Source organism: Antribacter soli, assembly GCF_021568775.1.
GTDB lineage: Bacteria > Actinomycetota > Actinomycetes > Actinomycetales > Cellulomonadaceae > Antribacter > Antribacter soli.
This window is the reverse complement of sequence record NZ_JAKGSG010000034.1, coordinates 147,685-166,196: the sequence shown is the minus strand read 5'-3', so window position 1 is coordinate 166,196 and position 18,512 is coordinate 147,685. Positions and strand designations below refer to the sequence as shown.

Genomic DNA, 18,512 nt, shown 5'->3' with positions numbered 1-18,512 from the left:
CTACCGTGGGGCCATGCCTCTCGCCTTCCGCCAGGTCGACGTCTTCTCCGGAACCGCGACGGGCGGCAACCCCGTGGCCGTGGTGCACGGCGGTGACGGCCTCACCGACGAGCAGATGGCGGCGTTCGCCCGCTGGACGAACCTGTCGGAGACGACGTTCCTCCTCGCGCCCACGGACCCTGCTGCCGACTACCGCCTGCGCATCTGGACCCCGGGCGGCGAGCTCCCGTTCGCGGGCCACCCCACGCTGGGCAGCGCCCACGCGTGGCTGGAGGCGGGCGGCACGCCCGCCGGGCAGGACGTGGTCCAGGAGTGCGGCGTCGGCCTGGTCCGGCTGCGCCGGCTCACGGTGCCCGATCCTCGGGGTCCCCGCGAAGTACCTCAGCGCAGCGAGGACACCTCGTGGGGTGAGGGCGGCGGCACGCGCCTCGCGTTCGCCGGCCCGCCGCTCCTGCGGTCGGGCGAGGCGGGGCCGGAAGTGGTCGAGCAGGTGGCCCGCGCGCTGCGCCTGCCGGTGGACGAGATCCTCGCGGCCGAGTGGATCGACAACGGCCCGGGGTGGATCGGTGTGCGGCTGCGGGACGCGGCCGCGGTGCTGGAGCTGCGCCCCGACTTCGCCGCGTTCGGCGAGCTCAAGATCGGCGTGGTCGGTAGGCACACCGCGGCCGACCGTGAGCGTCTTGGCGCCGACGTGGAGGTGCGGGCGTTCGTGCCCGCGCTGGCCGTCCCGGAGGACCCGGTCACGGGGAGCCTCAACGCGGGCCTGGCCGAGTGGCTCGCGGGCGGCGAGCTCCCTGCCCGCTACGTCGCCGCGCAGGGCACGGTGCTCGGTCGCCGGGGTCGGGTCTACCTGGAGAAGACGGAGGACGGAACGGTGTGGGTCGCCGGGGACACGGTCACGACGGTTCAGGGGACCGTGTCGCTCTGACGGCGCCGGGGACCGTGGCTCTCGCGACCCAGGCGAACAGCCGCTCCAGAGGCCCGCGCCCGAGGAATGCGCGCCACGCGGTCGCGGCGGCGAGCGTCACGAGCGTGATGGTGCCGAGCGGGACGTTCGTGGCGGGGTCGAGCAGGTCCCAGTAGGTGCGGGTCCACCACCAGATCGCGACGATCTGCGCCGAGTACACGGTCAGCGCGAGCGCGCCCACCGCGGCGAGCGGCGCGAGGACCCGGGAGCCGATCCGCCCCACGGAGAGGCACAGCCCGAGGACCCCGAGGGCGAAGCCGCCCGACCCGAACGCCTCGAGGACGCTGTCGGAGTGCGCGGAGGCCAGCCACAGGGCGGCCGACGGCGGCCACGGGTCGTCCCAGGCGAGCTGGGTCCCCGCCTCCTGGCTCGAGGACAGGGTGAGGGAGTACTCGAGCGACGCGGTGTCGGGCACCAGAGCCGCCGAGAGCGCCGAGCAGACCACCGCCAGGCCGAGGCCGCCCGCGACGAGCGACAGACGCAGGACGGGCGACCGCAGGTCGCAGCGCCCGACCGCGAGCCCGGCGAAGACGTACGCCATCCACACGAGGGCGGGGTAGTGGCCCGTGAGGAGGAAGTCCGTGACGGCGCCCGAGCCGTCCCGCGGCAGGCGGAAGCCGCCCCGGGCGAGCAGCTCGGGCCCGTAGAGCACCAGCACGGGCCCGACGACGGCGACCGCCGCCGCGAGCCCCGCGAGCCGTGCGGGGGGCCACCGCAGGAACGGCAGCGCGAGCACGAAGTACGCGGCGTAGAAGCCGAGGATCAGGAAGACCCGCGTGCCGAGCAGGTCGAGGACCGCGGCGAGCGCGAGCAGCAGGACCACCCGGACCAGGAGCCGGGCGCGGGCGTCGGCCAGGGCTCGGCCGAGGAGCGGCTCGCTGCGCCCCGTGACGAGCGCGAGCGAGACGCCCGCGACGGTGGCGAACAGGATGGACGACCGGCCGTGCGCGAGGGAGAGCCAGCCGGCAAGGGTGGACGCGTCGTCGGACGTGACGCCGACGTGGGCCGTGAACATGCCGAGCACGGCGATGCCGCGCGCGACGTCGAGGCCGGGGATCCGGCCCGGCTCGCCCAGGAGGTTGTCCAGCGGCTTGTTCGGCACGGACGCATCCTGCCGCGCTTTGGGCGCCCTGTCCCGATGGGTGAGAACACGGGTGTGTGCCCCCGGCAAGGGCTCTAGGGTTCGGCCATGAACGGAAGCGCCGGACTCGAGCCCGTGACCCCTGCGGGCGCCGACCCTGTGGACGCCATCGACGCCCCGAGCGGGTCCCACGGCACCGACCTCACCAAGGAATCGGAGTCGTACACGCACGGCCATCACGAGTCCGTGCTGCGCTCGCACCGCCGGCGCACCGCGGCGAACTCGGCGGAGTTCCTCCTGCCCCACCTGCGGCCGGGCATGTCGCTGCTCGACGTCGGCTGCGGGCCGGGCACCGTCACCGTCGACCTCGCGGAGCGCCTTGCCGACGGCACCGTCGTCGGCGTCGACGCGTCGGACCAGGTGCTCCAGGCCGCGCGGGACCTCGCGGAGGCGCACGGCACCAAGAACATCCACTTCGAGCACGCGAACGCGTACGAGCTGCCGTTCGAGGACGACACGTTCGACGTCGTCTACGCCCACCAGCTGCTGCAGCACCTGTCGGAGCCCGTCGCCGCGCTCCGCGAGATGCGGCGCGTCGCCAAGCCCGGCGGGATCATCGCCGTGCGCGACGCCGACTACGCCGCGATGACGTGGTACCCGGAGTCGGCCGCGCTCACCGAGTGGAACATCCTGTACCACGAGGTGACGCACGCGTACGGGTTCCAGCCCGACGCCGGCCGCCGCCTGCTCTCCTGGGTGCGCGACGCCGGCTTCGACCCGGCGGGCATCGTCCCGTCGGCGAGCGTGTGGTGCTACGCCACGCCCGACGACCGCGCCTGGTGGGGCGGGCTGTGGGCCGAGCGGTGCACCCAGTCGAACTTCGCCGTGCAGGCCACGGAGTCGGCGCTCGCGGACGAGGTGGGGCTGGAGCAGCTCGCGCACGGGTGGCTCGACTGGGCGCAGCAGCCCGACGGGTGGTTCGCGGTCCTCAACGGCGAGGTGCTCGTCCGCGCCTGAGCGCGGAGCGAGGTGAAGGGTGGGGGCCGAGGAACGAGGCACCCGCCCGGAGGCGAGCGCAGCGTTCGGGCGCACATGGGCACTGCGCGCAGTCGCACGTACGCTGAGGCCGTGCGTATCGCGAGATTCACCACCGGAGACGACCCCCGCTACGCCCTCGTCCAGCAGGAGGGCGAGCGGACGTACCTCGCCGTGCTGGGCGGGGACCCGCTGTACATGCCGGCGATGCCGACCGGCGAGCGGATCGAGCTCGGGGACGGAGTGCGCCTGCTGGCGCCCGTCATCCCGCGCTCCAAGATCGTGGCGGTCGGCCGCAACTACGCGGACCACGCGCGGGAGATGGGCAACGAGGTGCCGCGCAGCCCGCTGCTGTTCTTCAAGCCGAACACGTCGGTGATCGGCCCCGACGACCCGATCGTGCTGCCCGGGTTCTCCGAGGAGGTCTCCTACGAGGCCGAGCTCGCCGTCGTCATCTCCCGTGTCTGCAAGGACGTGACGCCCGAGTCGGCGCCTGCCTACATCCTCGGCTACACGGTCGCCAACGACGTGACCGCGCGCGACGCGCAGCGCACCGACGGCCAGTGGGCGCGCGCCAAGGGCTTCGACACGTCGTGCCCGATCGGCCCGTGGATCGACACGGACCTGAACATCGAGGACCTGGCCGTGCGCTCCCGCGTCAACGGGGAGAAGCGGCAGGACGGGCGCACCAGCGACCTCGTCTTCGACGTGCCGTTCCTCGTCTCGTACATCTCCGAGGCGATGACGCTGCTGCCGGGCGACGTCATCCTCACCGGCACGCCCGCGGGTGTGGGGCTCCTCGCCCCGGGCGACCGCGTCGAGTGCGAGGTCGAGGGCCTCGGCGTGCTCTCCAACCCCGTGGTGCGGCGGGACTGACCCCCCGGGACCCCGCGTCATCCCTGGCTGACCGCTCCATGGGGACAAGTGCCCATTGCCGTATTTGGGCATAACTGCTTAAAGTCTTCCGGGCCAGGGGGGCGCATTCAGGACAACTTCCACAGGTACGTACTTCGTGGCCAGGCACACGCTCTCTATCCAGGAGTCGAAGCCGGGCCGACGGACGGGCCGGCGTGGGAGTTGCACATGACGCACGAGCACCTGGCCGACACGACCCTCGTCGGCCTCTTCCAGGACCAGACCGCCCGTACCCCGGGGCGGGTCGCCGTGATCGACGGCACTCGCGAGCTGACGTACGCGGAGCTCGACGCGCTCGCCGACGGGTTCGCCCGCCGGCTGGCGCGGGAGGGGGTGGGACGCGAGGACCTTGTCGCGGTCTGCCTGCCCCGCGGCGCGGAGATGATCGCCGCGGTTCTCGGCATCCAGCGCGCGGGCGCGGCCTACGTGCCGCTGGACCCGGCCTACCCGCACGAGCGTCTCGTCACGATCGTCGCCGACGCGCAGCCGCGCGCGATGGCCGTCAGCGGCGGCACGGCGGCGCTCGCGAGCGAGCTCGTCGCGGCGTCGGGCGCGGCAGTGCGGCTGGTGGACGTCGAGGCGACGGCGCCCGATGACGGGGCCTTCGGCGGCTCGCCGCTGCCCGGCCCCCGCCCGTCGGACGCGGCCTACGTGATTTACACGTCGGGCTCCACCGGCCGGCCCAAGGGCGTGGTGCTCGAGCACCGCAACACGGTCGCGATGCTGGACCACCTGCGGACCGTCTTCACCGCGGAGGAGCTCTCGGGCGTGCTGTTCAGCACGTCGCTCAGCTTCGACCTGTCGGTCTTCGAGATCTTCGGGACGCTCGCGCTCGGGGGCACGGTGATCGTCGCCGAGAACGGTCTCGCCCTCCCGGAGGTCCCGGCGCGGGACAGGGTGCGCCTGGTCGTCATGGTCCCCGCCGTCGCCGCGACCCTCGCCCGGGGCGGCGACCTGCCCGCCACGGTCCGCACCGCGGTGCTCACCGGCGACGCCGTGTCCCGGTCGGTCGCCGACGCGGTGTACGACGCCGGCGTCGGGCGCGTCCTCAACCTGTACGGGCCCACCGAGTGCGTGACGTGGCAGGTGGGGACCGAGGTCGAGCGCGGCGGGACGGGCGAGCCGCCCATCGGCCGGCCGTTCGCGTGGGTCGAGGCGCACGTCCTCGCCCCGGACGGCATCCCGGTGGCCGACGGCGCGACGGGCGAGCTGTACATCGCCGGCCCGCAGGTCACCCGCGGGTACCTGCACCGCCCGGAGCTCACCGCCGAGCGCTTCCTCCCCGCCCCGGGCGGCGGGCGCATGTACCGCACGGGCGACCTCGTCAGCCGCGACCCGGACGGGACGCTGCACTACCACGGGCGGGCCGACTTCCAGGTGAAGATCCGCGGCCACCGCATCGAGCTCGGCGAGATCGAGGCCGTGCTCGATCAGCACCCGCTCGTCGACGACTGCGTCGTCGTGGTCCAGGGCGAGCACGAGAGCAAGCGCCTCGTCGCCTTCGTCGAGGCGCCTGGTGCGACCGATCCCGACGCGCTCCGGGCCGACCTGCTGGCCGCCGTCGCCGCGACCCTGCCGGAGGCGTACGTCCCCGCCGGGCTCGTGGTCCTCGACGCCCTGCCGCGCACGCCCAACGGGAAGCGCGACCGCGCAGCCCTGCCCGTGATCCTGTTCGGCGGTGCCGGGCCGGTCGCTGACGGTGCGGCTCACGCCGGGGCCGCGCCGTCCGGGCCCGACGAGGAGCTCGTCGCCGCCGTCTGGGCCGAGGCGCTCGGCCTGCCCGGCGTCCCGGCCGATGTCGCGTTCACCGCGCTCGGCGGCGACTCGCTCCGCTCCGCCGCGGTCGCGAGCCGCCTGCGCCGGGCCGGCCGGCCGCTGACGCTCGCCGCGCTGCGCGAGCACGCGACGGTCCGCGACCAGGCCGCCGCTCTGCCCGGCGCGAGCGAGCGGCCCGCCGAGGCGGACGCACCCCTGGTGCACCTCGACGACGTCGCGCAGCCGACCCGTGCCCAGCACGAGTTCTGGGTCGGGGAGCAGCTCGCCGGCGAGCAGAGCGCGGTGTGGACGGTGCCGCTGGAGGTCCGGCTCACCGGGCCGGTCGACGCCGACGCACTGCGCGGCGCGCTCGACCTGATGCCCCTGCGGCACCCCGTCCTGCGCACCGCGGTGCTCGACGGCGAGACGGCGGTCCGCCGCCCGGCTGGCCCCGTGCCGTTCGAGGTCGTGGACCTGCGCGGCCTGCCCGCCGGGGAGGCCGCCACCCGGCGTGGGGGCGCCCTGGACGCCGAGTCCCGCACCCCCATGCCGGCCGCCGACGGGGGGCTGCTGCGCGCGCTGCTCGTCCGCGAGAGCGACGAGGCCACCCTTCTCGTCCACGTGCACCACATCGCCTTCGACGGCCTGTCCACCGAGCCGTTCCTCCGTGACCTGGCGGCCGTGCACCAGGCGCTCGCCGAGGGGGCGCCGGTCCCGCCCGCGCCGCGCCTCACGTTCGACGACGCCGCCCGCTGGGTCACCGCCGACGAGGCGCGGCGCGCGGACGCGGTCCGCGCCCACTGGGCGCAGCGCCTGGCCGGCCTGCCTCGTGACCAGGACGTACCGGGCGGCCACGTGCCCGGCCACGGCACCTGGGACGGCGGGCGCGTCGAGCGTTCGCTGGGCCCCGACGAGGTCTCGGCCGTCCGGGACCTCGTCTCCGCGACGGGCACGAGCGCCTACGCCGTGGTCACCGCGGCGGCCGCCACCCGGATCCACCGGGAGACCGGCCGCACCGACGTGGCTCTCGTGGGCTCCGTGGGCGCACGAGGTCACGTCGACATCGAGGACACGGTGGGCCTGCTGCTCGGCTCCGTCGTCGTCCGCTGCCGGTTCGACGACGACCCTGCGTTCGCGGACCTCGCCGCGCGCGTCGCCGCCGACACCGCGCGCGACCTCGAGGTGGGCCTGCCCGCGCTCACGGACGTGGTGAGCGGCGCCGGGTTGCGCCGCGAGGGCTCGAGCCGGGCCGCGCTGCTCACGGTCGCGATGCAGCGCGCCGTCCCGGCGATCACCGCTGCGGACGTCACCTGGTCCTTCGTGCGCGAGCGCGACAACGGCGGCGCGAAGGGCGACGTCACCTTGTTCTGGGAGGGCGACAACCCCACGCACCCGCACGTCGCCCTCGAGTTCGCGCGCGACCGCTTCCGCCCCGAGGAGGCCGAGCGCCTGCTCGACCAGCTCGTCACCCTCCTCCTCGCCGGCTCGGGTGCCCCGCAGACGCGCGTGTCACGGCTCGAATGGACCACGCCCGCCGAGCGGGAGCGCCTGGCGGCGCTGAGCGGGGCCGACGTCGTCCGGGCCGGGGCCGGGCGCACGGTCGCCGAGCAGGTGCTCGCCCAGGCCGCCGCCACGCCCGACGCTCTCGCCGTCGACGACCCCGTCCTGGGCGCCGTCTCCTACGGGCAGCTCGTCGCCGGGGCGCGCACCGTCGCCGCGGTGCTCGCGTCCGGGACCGGGCGCGGTCCCGACCCGGTAGCGGTGGGCGCGCGGCGCGGTGCCCGGGGCATCGCCGCGATGCTCGGCGCCTGGCTCGCCGGGCGGCCGTACCTGCCGGTCGACACCGACCACCCCGTCGCGCGGCTCGCGGACACGCTTGCCGACTCCGCCGTGCCGGTCCTCCTGGCCGACCGGTCGTGCCCGGAGGTCGAGGAGGGGCTGCGGGTCGAGCTCGAGGAGCTGCTCGCCGACGACCCGGCCGCGTGGGACGGGGCGCCGGCGCCGGCCTCCCCGGCGGGTCCGCCCAGCGGGGCCGCCTACCGGATCTACACCTCCGGGTCCACGGGCCGCCCGAAGGGCGTCACCGTCGGGCACGCCGCGCTCGCGAGCCTCCTGGACGCCTTCGACGACGTGCTGCCCCTCGGCCCGGGCGACGCGATGGCGTACGTGACGACGCCGTCGTTCGACATCTCGGGCCTGGAGATCTGGCTGCCGCTGGCACGCGGGGCTGCCGTGCGCGTCGTGGACGAGGCCACCGTCAAGGACGGCTTCGTGCTGGCCGCGCGGCTCGCGGGCTGCACCGTGGTGCAGATGACCCCCTCGGGGTGGCACGTCCTGCTCGAGGCGGGCTGGCGGGGCGACCCGGCGCTGCGCGCGCTCGTCGGCGGCGAGCCGGTCCCGCCCGTGCTGGCGGCCCGCCTCGCGGCGGCGTGCGGCGCGGCCTGGGACGTGTACGGGCCGACCGAGGCGACGATCTGGGCGACCGCGCACCGGATCACGCCGGCGGACGGAGAGTCGGGGAGCGTGCCGGTGGGCCGCCCGCTCGCCAACGCCGTCGTGCACGTGCTCGACACGAACGGGCGGCCCGTCCCGCCCGGCGTGACCGGCGAGGTCTGGATCGGCGGCCACGCCGTCGCGGACGGGTACCACGACCGGGACGAGCTCACCGCGGACCGGTTCCGCGACCTGCCGTGGCTCCGCGAGGCGGGGCTCGCCCCGGCAGGCCGGTTCTACCGCACAGGCGACCTGGGGCGCTGGCGCGACGACGGCGCGCTGGAGTGCCTGGGGCGCTCCGACGGGCAGGTCAAGGTGCGCGGCGTGCGCATCGAGACGGGAGAGATCGAGGCCGCGCTCGCGCGGCTCGGCGTCGCGCCGAGCGCCGTGGGCGTGGACGGCGCGGGCACGCCGGGCGCGCGGCTCGTCGGGTACGTCGTCGCGGGGCCGGGCGGCCTCGACACGGCGGCGCTCGAGGAGCGGCTGGCCCAGACCCTGCCCGCCACCTACGTCCCCCGCACATGGGTGGTGCTCGACGCGCTGCCCCTGACCGGGAACGGGAAGGTCGACCGGCGGGCCCTGCCCGCACCGGCCGAGGCCCGTCCGGCCGACGTCCCCTGGGAGGCGCCCGCGACGGACGTGGAGCAGGTGGTCGCCGACGTCTGGGCGGAGGTGCTCGGCGTCGAGCGCGTGGGGCGGCGGGACAGCTTCCTCGCGCTCGGCGGGCACTCGCTGCTCGCGACCCGGCTCGTCGCGCTGCTGCGCGACGACCTGGAGCTGACGGTGCCCGTCCGGGTGCTGTTCGACGCGCCCGTCCTGGCGGACTTCGCGAGCGCCGTCGAGGCGCTGCTCCTGGCCGACCTCGAGGAGGCGGGCCTGTGACGAGCTCGGCGCTCGAGGCCCGCCTCGCGGCCGCCCGGGAACGGCGGCAGCGCCGCGGCGACGGGGCCGACGTCCGGCCGCGGCCCATCCCGCGGCGGCCCGAGGGCACCGAGCCGCTCTCGTCCGCGCAGCGACGCTTCTGGTTCGCCCGGCAGCTCACGCCGGGGGCCGACCCGTTCATCGTGCCCGTCGCCGTGCGGCTCCGCGCGACCGGGGCAGACGGGCACGACGGCGTCGACCCGGGCCGTCTCCGCGAGGCGATCCTCGCCCTGGTCCGCCGCCACCGGGTGCTGCGCACCCGCATCGTCGAGCTCGAGGCCGAGCCCGTCGCCGAGGTGGACGACGAGCCGGCCGACGGCGTGCGCACCGGCCTCACGACCGAGGCCACGCTCGCCGAGGACGTGCGCCGCGTCGCGAACGCGCCGTTCGACCTCGCGGCCGACCAGCCGTGGCGCCTGACCCTGTTGCGTGTCGCGGAGGAGGGGTCAGACGGGGCCGCGGACGCCGGCGAAGGGCCCTGGCCCGACGCCGTCCTCGTGCTCTCGGTGCACCACGTCGCCTGCGACGGCTGGTCGCTCGGCATTCTCCTCGCCGAGCTGGGCGCGCTGTACCGGGGCGAGGAGCTCGCCCCGCTCGCGCTCGACCTCGCCGACGTGACGTACTACCGCAGCCTGCCCGAGGGCCGGGAGGGCGCCTCGCTCGCCTACTGGACGGAGCACCTGCACGCCGCGCCCGCCGAGCTGGGGCTGCCGACCGACCGGCCGCGCTCGGCGCAGGCCGGTCCGCGGGCGGGGGAGGTCGGGCGGCAGCTCGCCCGGCCTGCCGCTCGCGCCCTGCACGCCGTCGCGACGCAGACCCGCACGACGCCGTACATGGTGCTGCTCGCGGCCCTGCACGTGGTGCTCGGGCGCTGGGCGGGGACCACGGACGTCGTCGTCGGCACCGCGGTCGCGGGCCGGACACGACCCGAGCTGGAGCCGCTCGTCGGCTGCTTCGTCGGCACGCTGGCCCTGCGCACCCGCAGCGGCGACGGCACGACGGTGCGCGGCCTGGTCGAGCACGTGCGCGACGTCGTGCTGAGCGGCCTCGCGCACCAGAGCGTGGGCTACGAGGAGGTCGTGGAGGCGGTACGGGCCCGCGGTGCGGGGGCGTCCGCCACCACGACCGGCCTGTACCAGGTGAGCCTGACCGTGCACACCGAGGCCGAGCCGGTCCTGCGGCTGCCGGGCGTCGCTTCCCAGGTGCTGGGTGTGCCGGGCGAGCACGCCCAGTGCGACCTGGCGATCCATGCGGCGGGGACGCTCGCGACGGGAGACCCGGACGGCGACCTGGAGGTGAGCGTCGAGTACTTCGCCGACCTGTTCGAGCCGGCCACGGTCGAGCGGCTGCTCGGCCACGTGGAGCAGGTGCTTGCCGGGATGGCTGCCGGCCTGGACGCACCCGTCGCGGTGCTGCCGGTCCTGACCGGTGCGGAGCGGTCCGCGCTCGACGCGCTCACCGGAGCCGACGTCGCCGCCCCGCCCGTCGGCCCGACCGTCCTGGAGCGGGTCTGGTCGTGGGCGGACCGCACGCCGGACGCCGTCGCCGTCACCAGCGGCGGCGCCGACCTCACGTACGGCGGGCTGCGCGATCGGGCCGTGCGCCTGGCCGCAGCGCTGCACGACGCCGGAGTCCGCCCGGGTGACCGCGTCGGCCTGCTCGCCGAGCGGTCGGCCGACGCGGTCGTCACGATGCTCGGCGCCTGGGAGGCGGGCTGCGCGTACGTGCCGGCCGACCCCACCTACCCGGACTCCCGCGTCGCGGCCGTCCTCGCGGGCGGGGAGGTCGCGGCGGTGGTCGCCCCTGAGCACCTGCGCGGGCGCGTCCCCGACGGCCTGCGGGTCGTCGCGCTCCCGGACGAGGCGGGTGACGCCCGACCGGGCCGTGCCGCGGGACGCAGGCGACCGGCGTCGGACGACCTCGCCTACGTCTTGTTCACGTCCGGGACGACGGGGACGCCGAAGGGCGTCGCCGTCGAGCACCGGCACCTCGCGGCCTACCTCGACGGGCTGCGGCAGAAGGTGTCCTTCGCCGACGGGTGGTCGTGGGCCACGATGTCGACGCTCGCCGCCGACCTCGGCCTCACCAACGTGCTCGGCGCGCTCACGACGGGCGGCCGGCTGCATGTCCTCGCCTACGAGCAGGCCACCGACCCGGAGCAGGTCGCGGCCTACTTCGCCGCCTTCCGCGTCGACGCCGTGAAGATGGTGCCGAGCCACCTCGCCGCGCTGTGGGACGACTCCCTGCCAGGCGCAGTCCTGCCCCGTGAGCTCCTCGTCCTCGCGGGCGAGGCGCTGCCCTGGGACCTCGTCGACCGGGTGCGGGCCGCCGCCCCCGCCCTGCGCCTGCACAACCACTACGGGCCAACCGAGACGACCGTGTCCACCCTGGGCCGCGAGGTACCGCCCGCGCCGGGCCACCTGACGGACCCGGCGCGCACGGCGGGGCCGGTCGTGCCGCTCGGGCGGCCGTTCCCCGGCACACGCGCGCACGTCGTGGACGACGCCGGCCGGCCGCTGCCCGTCGGCGTCCCGGGCGAGCTGCGCCTCGCCGGGCCGAGCGTGTCCCGCGGCTACCTCGGCCGGGACGACCTCACCGCCGAGCGCTTCGTCCCCGAGGTCCGGGGCGGCGCGCCGACGGGCGAGGTCGCGTACCGGACCGGGGACCGCGTGCGGCTCCTGCCCACGGGGGACGTGCAGTTCCTCGGGCGGGTGGACGACCAGGTCAAGATCCGGGGCTACCGGGTGGAGCCGGGAGAGGTCGCGCGGTGCGCGGCCGGCGCGCCCGGCGTCGCGGACGCCGCCGTCGTGGTCCGCGAGGACGGTGGCCGACGCCGGCTGGTCGCCTACCTGGTGCCCTCCGTCCCGGTGGCGGCCGGGCTCGACGTGGCGGTGCGCGTGTACCTGCGCGAGCGGCTGCCCGACTACATGGTCCCGGCCGACGTCGTGCTGCTCGACCGGCTGCCCCTGACCGCCAACGGCAAGATCGACCGGGCCGCGCTGCCCGCGCCGGTCGCCGGGCCTGCTGCGGGGTCCGTCGCACCCGAGGGCCCGACCGAGCTGCGCGTGGCCGGGGCGTGGCGCGAGGTGCTCGGCCTGGCGGAGGTCGGCGCCGAGGACGACTTCTTCGACCTCGGCGGCGACTCGTTCAGCACCGTCCGGGTCGTGCGCGCTCTCGACGGCGACGTCAGCGTCGTGGACGTGTTCGCGCACCCCACCGTCCGCGGGCTCGCCCAGCTGCTCGACGAGCGGGCTGCCGGGCGCTCCTCGGCGCAGGGCGGGCTGCTGCGGACGCTGCGGCGGCCCGCCCCCGGCGGCGGGGGCCGCGCCCCCGGGGCGACCGTGCACGTCGTCGCCGTGCCCTTCGGTGGCGGGTCGCCGGTCGCGTTCGCCCCGCTCGCGGCCGAGCTGCCCGACGGCATGGTGCTCCACGGCGTCGACCTGCCGGGCCACGACACGTCGCGGTCCGGCGAGCCGAACCGGCCCGTCCCCGAGGTCGCCGCCGAGCTCGCCGAGGAGATCCAGTCCCTCGACGGCCCCGTCGTCCTCTACGGGCACTGCCTCGGCGGGGCGCTCGCCATGGAGACCGCGCTGCGCCTCGAGGCGGCCGGGACGCCCGTGCTCGGCGTCGTCGAGGCGGGCACGTTCCCCGCCGCGCGCATCCCGAGCCGGCTCGTAGAGCTGCTGCACCGGTGGTTCCCGGCGGACCGGCTCGTATCCGACCGCGCCTACCTGGAGTCGCTGCGTGCGCTCGGCGGCTTCACCGACGCGCTCGACGCCGCCGACCAGGCGCAGCTCATGCAGGCGTTGCGGCACGACAACCGGGAGGCGGAGTCGTACTACACGGCCCGGTACGCCGTGCCCGCGGAGGAGCGGCCACGCCTGCGAGCGCCCGTGCTGTGCGTGGTGGGGGAGCGGGACCGCTCCACCGAGCTGTACACCGAGCGCTTCGACGAGTGGCGTGACTTCGCCGACGACGTCGAGCTGGCCGTGGTCCCTCGTGCCGGGCACTTCTTCGCCCGGCACCAGGCGCCGGAGCTCGCCCGGCTGCTCGCCGACCGGGTGAGCGCATGGCGGCGGGGCGTGCGGCCCTCGACGCCGCCGCCGGCAGCCGCCGAGGCGCGGCTGAGCACCTTCCTGTGGGTGGCGCTCACGCAGCTGCTGTCCATGATCGGCACCGGCCTGACGTCGTTCGCGCTGGGCGTGTGGGTGCTGCAGCAGACGGGGTCCGTGAGCGCGTTCGCCACGATCTCCGTGATGGCCGTCCTGCCGTCGATCGTCGCGCTGCCGTTCGCCGGAGCCGTCGCCGACCGGTTCGACCGGCGGCGCGTCATGCTCGTCGCCGACGGCGTCGCGGGGGCCATGACGGCGGCGCTCGTCGTGCTCCTCGCGACCGGCGGGCTCGACGTCGGGTTCGTGTACCTCTACGCCGCCGTCGGAGCCCTCGCGAACGCCTTCCAGCGACCCGCGTACCTCGCCGCGGTGACCCAGCTCGTGCCGAAGCGCTACCTCGGGCAGGCGGCCGGCCTCGTCGGCCTCGGGCTCAACGCGGGTGATCTCGTCGCCGCCCTCGTCGGCGGCGTGCTCGTCGGGCTTTTCGGGCTGCCCGTCGTGGTCGGCGTCGACGTCGTGACCTTCGTGCTCGCCGTGGCCGTCGTCGCGGTCGTCCGCTTCCCCGACCGGCTGTGGGTCCGCCGCGAGGAGGGCTTCCTCGGCGAGGTGACCGGCGGGTGGCGCTACATCCTGCGGCGGCCCGAGATGGTCGCGATGGTCGTGTTCTTCGTGGTGTTCAACTACCTGTTCACGTTCCCCGTCACGCTCGCCACGCCGCTCGTGCTCGCGGAGCACTCGCCGCAGGTGCTCGGCGTCGTCACCGGCGTCGGCGGGCTGGGCGCCCTCGCGGGCGGCCTCGTCATGGCGCTGTGGGGAGGCACCCGGCGCAGGGCGCTCGGGATGGTGGGTGGCACCTCGGTGCTCGGGCTCGCCGTCGTCGTGCTCGGCGTGACGTCGTCGCCGGTGGTCCAGGCCGCCGGGCTGTTCGGCGTGTACGGGGCGCTCCTCGTGCTCAACGCCCACTGGCTCTCGCTGATCCAGGCGAAGGTGGGCCTCGAGCTGCAGGGCCGCGTGCTGGCCACCAACCAGATGCTCGCGACCGCGATGATGCCGCTGGGCTTCCTCACCGTGGGGCCGGCGAGCGCCTGGGTGGGAGCGCACTGGGGCACCGGCGGCCCGGGCGGCGTCGACGGCCTCGGGCTCACGCTCGTGATCGTCGGAGCGGTGCTCGCGGTGTGGGGCGTGCTGGGCCTGCTCTTCCCGCCCCTGCGCGACATGGACCTCCGGCTGCCCGACGCGGTGCCCGACGCCGAGATCGCCGGCGACCGGGAGGCCCTCCAGGCGGCCGCCGACCGCGAGCTCGCCCACGCCCGGGGCGCATGACGGCCGGTGCGGGGGCGCCAGGCCCCGGCGTGGCTGTCGACGTGGTCGCGGTGCGGACCGCGGGGCTCGGGTCGGTGCCCGAGCACCTGCTCGGGCCGGTCGAGCGGGCGAGGGCGGACGGCTACCGCCGGGCGGAGGACCGGCGGCTGTCGGTCGTCGCGTCGCTGCTGGTGCGGGCGGTGGCCGGCCGGACGCTCGGCATCGCGCCGGGCGTGGTCGCCGTCGAGCGGCGGTGCCCGCGCTGCGGCGGCCCGCACGGCGCGCCGTACGTCGACGGGGGTCCGCTGCTGTCGGTGAGCCACTGCGCAGGACTGGTCGTGGTCGCCGCGAGCGGGCTGCCCGTCGGGGTCGACGCCGAACCGGCGGACCGGCGCGACATGTCCGACGTCGCCGGGATCCTCCTCGGCGAGGGAGAGCCGGTCCCCGCCGACGATGCCGGCCTCCTGCGCACCTGGGTGCGCAAGGAGGCGGTGCTCAAGGCGACCGGGCTCGGCCTGACCGTGGACCTCACCGCGGTGCGTGTCAGCGCCCCGGACGACCCGGCCGCCGTCGTGCACCACGGGCCGGACCCGGGGCTGCCTATCGCGCTCGCGGACGTGGCCCTGCCCGGCGCCGTGGGCGCCGTGGCGGTGCTCAGCGACAGCCCGCTGGAAGTCCGCACCCTGGATGGGACGGCGTTGCTGGCGGGGCTCTGACCAGGGGTCGGGCCGCGGAGCCGGGCCCGGGGAAGCCTGCGGGGCGCCCGCGCGTTGAGGTGGCCGTGAAGGTCGGTCTGTTCGGTGCGGGGAAGGTCGGGGTGGCGCTCGCGGAGCGCGCCCTCGAGGCAGGGCACGAGGTGCGGGTCGTCGGGTCGCCCCGGCAGGACTCGCTCATGCTCGAGCTCATCGTCGAGACGGTCGCGCCCGGCGCGGAGGCGGTGGCCGCCGCGCGGGGGGCCGACGTCGTCGCGTGGGCCGACGTCGTGCTGCTCGCCGTGCCGTTGTCCCGCTCCGGCGACCTGCCCTACGCGGCGCTCGACGGCAAGGTCGTGGTCGACCTCATGAACCACTGGGAGCCCGTCGACGGGCCGATGCCCGAGCTTGCCGGGCTCGGGACCTCCGAGGTCGTGGCCCGGCGCAACCCGCGTGCCCGGTGGGTCAAGTCGCTCAACCACCTCGGCTACCACGACGTCGAGACGGACGCCCGGCCCGCCGGCGCGGCCGACCGGCGAGCCGTCGGCGTGGCCACGGACGACCCCGAGGCCGGCGCCGTCGTGGCGCAGCTCGTGGACTCCCTCGGCTTCGACCCCGTCGACCTGGGCGGGCTGACGGCCGGGCGGTTCCTGGAGGCCGGCGGGCCGGTCTTCGGGGCGTTCCTCACCGCGGCGGAGCTGGCGGCGCGGGCCGCGGAGGCCGGCGCTCCCGTGCGCGAGGCGGTGGACGAGGCGGCGGCCTGACATTGGCCGTGCCCGTCCCCGGATCGGTCCCCGTCCCCGGATCGGCGACCATGTAGCTGTTCACGTGCTGCGGCCCAGAACGTGAACAGCTACATGGTCGCGGGCGCGGAATCGAAGGAGTGCGGATGGGATCGCTGCGGGACGACGCATCGGAGGTGCTCCGGTCGTGGCCGGCGCCCGACGCGGACCAGGAGCGGCTGCGGGAGCGGTACGTGCGGCACCTGGAGGCACACCCCGACGGCGTGCACCGCGAGTGCGTCCCGGACCACCTGACAGCCTCCACGATCGTGCTGTCCGACGACGGCGCCCGCGTCCTGCTGACCCTGCACGCGAAGGCGCGGCGGTGGTTCCAGCTCGGTGGCCACCTGGAGGGGGGCGACGGCTCGCTGCTCGCGGCCGCGACACGCGAGGTCGCCGAGGAGTCCGGGCTCGACCTGGCGCTCGACCCGGTACCTGTCCACCTCGACGAGCATGCGGTGCCGTTCTGCGGGGGCCGCGGCGACGTGCACCACCTGGACGTCCGCTTCCTGGCGGTGGCCGGGCCGGACGCCGTGCACGCGGTGAGCGAGGAGTCGCTCGACGTCGCCTGGTGGCCGGCGGACGCCCTCCCCGATCCCGACGCGAGCCTGGTCGCGCTGGTGGAGGCTGCCCGGAAGCGGCTCGCGGCGCGCGGAGCGTGAAAGAGGCCCATCACAGATGAGGGTGTGGCGGTCGGCGGCGCGTTCGACAGCAACACGGCAACCGGCTTGTGCCGGCTGCGCAACGCGTCGCCGGCGTGCTAGCGTCTCGGCGATCGTGATCCATCGGCAGGAGGTGAGACCCATGAACGCAGTATCCGCACTGGGTGCTCCCTTGCAGTCCACGATCGCGCGACTGAGTTAGTCGCCACCGGGAGCGCCCGCCAGGCAATTCGAGAAAGGCGACTCCCATGAACACAACACCCATTTCAACTCCGCACGTCACCTCGACGACGGCCTCCGAGCGGCCGAGGTCTGACCAGGATCAGCCGCAGGTCGACGTCACAAAGCGGGTGCCCGCCGCGGGCGAGCGAGCGTTGGTCCTCGGTGGCGGCGGATCGACAGGCAACGCGTGGCTGATCGGTGTCATCGCCGGCCTGTTCGATGCTGGGCTGGACGTGACCACGGCCGACATGACCATCGGGACGTCGGCCGGCTCGACGGCCGCGGCCCAGATAGCTGGCGCGACCCCGACCGAGCTGCTTGCCGCAATCCTTGCCGCTGCCCCCCAGCAACGGACCGGTCCAGTCGGATCCGACCGAGGACGCGTTCCGATCATGCCGGTGGCGGACCACATGGAGAGGATGAGCAAGATCATCGCCTCCGCTGAGGATGCGGCTGACATGCGCCGCAGAATGGGCGCGGCGGCACTCGACATGGATGCGGCGTCGGACGGCTCCTGGCAAGCACAGTGGCGCGCCACCGTCGCCTCGCGGCTGCCGAGTCAGCGCTGGCCGCAGCGAACGGTGCTCATCACGGCGGTCGATGCCCATACCGGTGAACCGGTCGTGTTCGACCGCCACAGCGGAGTCGACCTGGCGGACGCCGTCGCCGCCAGCTGTGCCAGTGGCCTTCCCTACAGGATCGGGGACAACCGATATATCGACGGCGGTTACCGATCCAACGCCGAGAATGCCGATCTGGCAGCCGGATACGGGCGGGTGCTGGTGCTGTCACCCTTCGGCGGCAGAACACTGGCGCCGCTGGACTGGGGCATGCATCTTGCAGCGCAGGTCGACGAGCTACGCGCCCGCGGCAGCAGAGTCGAGACGATCTTCCCGGACAGCAGCTCCGAGCACATGTTCGGCGCCAATGCGATGGATCTGTCGCTGCGTCCGCCCGCCGCTCGAGCCGGCTACGAGCAAGGCAGAGCCCTTGCGGAGCAGCTCACCGAACTCTGGCGCTGACACCCTCGAAATTCCGGAACCTGACGAACTACATCGCACGCTCATTGCTGAAGCCGGCGGACTCAGACCCCGACTACAACCTCGATTGCGATGAGCCGTGAAAGGACCGGTGGCCTCGCCACAGATGCTCAGCGAGACGTGTCGCACGGGAGGTGGCTGCGATGTGGCGATGGGCGCGTCCAGCAGGAGCGCTGGCGCTCGTTCTCGGGGTGCTGGCCGGGTGCGGTGACGGGTCGCCCGGGGCGCCGCCGTCTGGCACGCCGACCTCCCAGAGCGTGCCGTACACGCTCCTGACGCACTGCGGGATCGACGAGGTCATGCACGACGGCCGCTGGTACGAGCGGGTAGGCGGAAGGCTCGACGACGGGAGCGGGAACCCGCCTCCCGGCTGGGACAACCCGGTTCACGAGGGCCTGCTCGTCGTCGAGGGCGACACCGCGATCTTCACGGACGACGCCGGCCACCGGGAGGTGTTCCGCCTGCGCGAGGGTGCGACCGACTTCAAGAGCCTGTGCATGTGAGGCGCTCGCGTCCGCTTCGAGAAGGCGATC

Annotated in this window: 11 protein-coding genes; 10 read left to right on the top strand and 1 reads right to left on the bottom strand. The window is 75.3% G+C overall.

Annotation, left to right across the window (positions count from 1 at the left end):
* Positions 1 to 13 precede the first annotated feature (13 nt).
* On the top strand, positions 14 to 928 hold the full coding sequence (locus L1785_RS12390) for a PhzF family phenazine biosynthesis protein (protein WP_236089575.1): 915 nt from the start codon (positions 14 to 16) through the stop codon (positions 926 to 928).
* On the opposite strand, the gene L1785_RS12385 is transcribed toward L1785_RS12390, so the two are convergent.
* A complete protein-coding gene (locus tag L1785_RS12385) occupies positions 897 to 2,069 on the bottom strand; it encodes a heparan-alpha-glucosaminide N-acetyltransferase domain-containing protein (protein ID WP_236089574.1) in 1,173 nt (390 codons plus the stop codon). The genes L1785_RS12390 and L1785_RS12385 overlap by 32 nt on opposite strands.
* A gap of 87 nt (positions 2,070 to 2,156) precedes the next feature.
* Between L1785_RS12385 and L1785_RS12380 the strand changes: the two genes are divergently transcribed.
* From L1785_RS12380 to L1785_RS12340, 9 genes are all read left to right on the top strand, one after another.
* A complete protein-coding gene (locus L1785_RS12380; RefSeq protein WP_236089573.1) occupies positions 2,157 to 3,065 on the top strand; it encodes a class I SAM-dependent methyltransferase in 909 nt (302 codons plus the stop codon).
* Between the two features lie 111 nt (positions 3,066 to 3,176).
* Positions 3,177 to 3,959, top strand: a complete 783-nt coding sequence (locus L1785_RS12375) for a fumarylacetoacetate hydrolase family protein (RefSeq protein WP_236089572.1) — start codon at positions 3,177 to 3,179, stop codon at positions 3,957 to 3,959.
* 207 nt (positions 3,960 to 4,166) lie between these two features.
* Positions 4,167 to 9,128: a non-ribosomal peptide synthetase gene (locus L1785_RS12370; protein ID WP_236089571.1), complete on the top strand. Its 4,962-nt coding sequence runs from the start codon at positions 4,167 to 4,169 to the stop codon at positions 9,126 to 9,128.
* Positions 9,125 to 14,602, top strand: coding sequence for a non-ribosomal peptide synthetase/MFS transporter (locus L1785_RS12365; RefSeq protein ID WP_236089570.1), 5,478 nt, complete (start codon positions 9,125 to 9,127; stop codon positions 14,600 to 14,602). Before L1785_RS12370 ends, L1785_RS12365 begins: the two co-directional genes overlap by 4 nt.
* A 29-nt stretch (positions 14,603 to 14,631) precedes the next feature.
* Positions 14,632 to 15,297: a 4'-phosphopantetheinyl transferase family protein gene (locus tag L1785_RS23230; protein WP_236089569.1), complete on the top strand. Its 666-nt coding sequence runs from the start codon at positions 14,632 to 14,634 to the stop codon at positions 15,295 to 15,297.
* A 65-nt stretch (positions 15,298 to 15,362) separates the two neighbouring features.
* Entirely contained in the window at positions 15,363 to 16,037 is a 675-nt protein-coding gene (locus L1785_RS12355) for an NADPH-dependent F420 reductase (protein ID WP_236089568.1), read from the top strand.
* Positions 16,038 to 16,162: 125 nt separating this feature from the next.
* Positions 16,163 to 16,717 carry an NUDIX hydrolase gene (locus L1785_RS12350; protein ID WP_236089567.1) on the top strand — a complete coding sequence of 185 codons (555 nt, stop codon included), beginning with the start codon at positions 16,163 to 16,165 and terminating at the stop codon, positions 16,715 to 16,717.
* A 248-nt stretch (positions 16,718 to 16,965) separates the two neighbouring features.
* Complete coding sequence (locus L1785_RS12345) at positions 16,966 to 17,961, top strand: patatin-like phospholipase family protein (protein ID WP_236089566.1); 996 nt, start codon at positions 16,966 to 16,968, stop codon at positions 17,959 to 17,961.
* A 161-nt stretch (positions 17,962 to 18,122) separates the two neighbouring features.
* Positions 18,123 to 18,482, top strand: coding sequence for a hypothetical protein (locus tag L1785_RS12340; RefSeq protein WP_236089565.1), 360 nt, complete (start codon positions 18,123 to 18,125; stop codon positions 18,480 to 18,482).
* Positions 18,483 to 18,512: the final 30 nt, after the last annotated feature.

What these genes read in the sequence shown, in the direction of transcription:
- L1785_RS12390 (WP_236089575.1), top strand. Translation starts at nt 14, where the DNA reads ATGCCTCTCGCCTTCCGCCAGGTCGACGTCTTCTCCGGAACCGCGACG.
- L1785_RS12380 (WP_236089573.1), top strand. Translation starts at nt 2,157, where the DNA reads ATGAACGGAAGCGCCGGACTCGAGCCCGTGACCCCTGCGGGCGCCGAC.
- L1785_RS12370 (WP_236089571.1), top strand. Translation starts at nt 4,167, where the DNA reads ATGACGCACGAGCACCTGGCCGACACGACCCTCGTCGGCCTCTTCCAG.
- L1785_RS12350 (WP_236089567.1), top strand. Translation starts at nt 16,163, where the DNA reads ATGGGATCGCTGCGGGACGACGCATCGGAGGTGCTCCGGTCGTGGCCG.
- L1785_RS12345 (WP_236089566.1), top strand. Translation starts at nt 16,966, where the DNA reads ATGAACACAACACCCATTTCAACTCCGCACGTCACCTCGACGACGGCC.
- L1785_RS12340 (WP_236089565.1), top strand. Translation starts at nt 18,123, where the DNA reads ATGTGGCGATGGGCGCGTCCAGCAGGAGCGCTGGCGCTCGTTCTCGGG.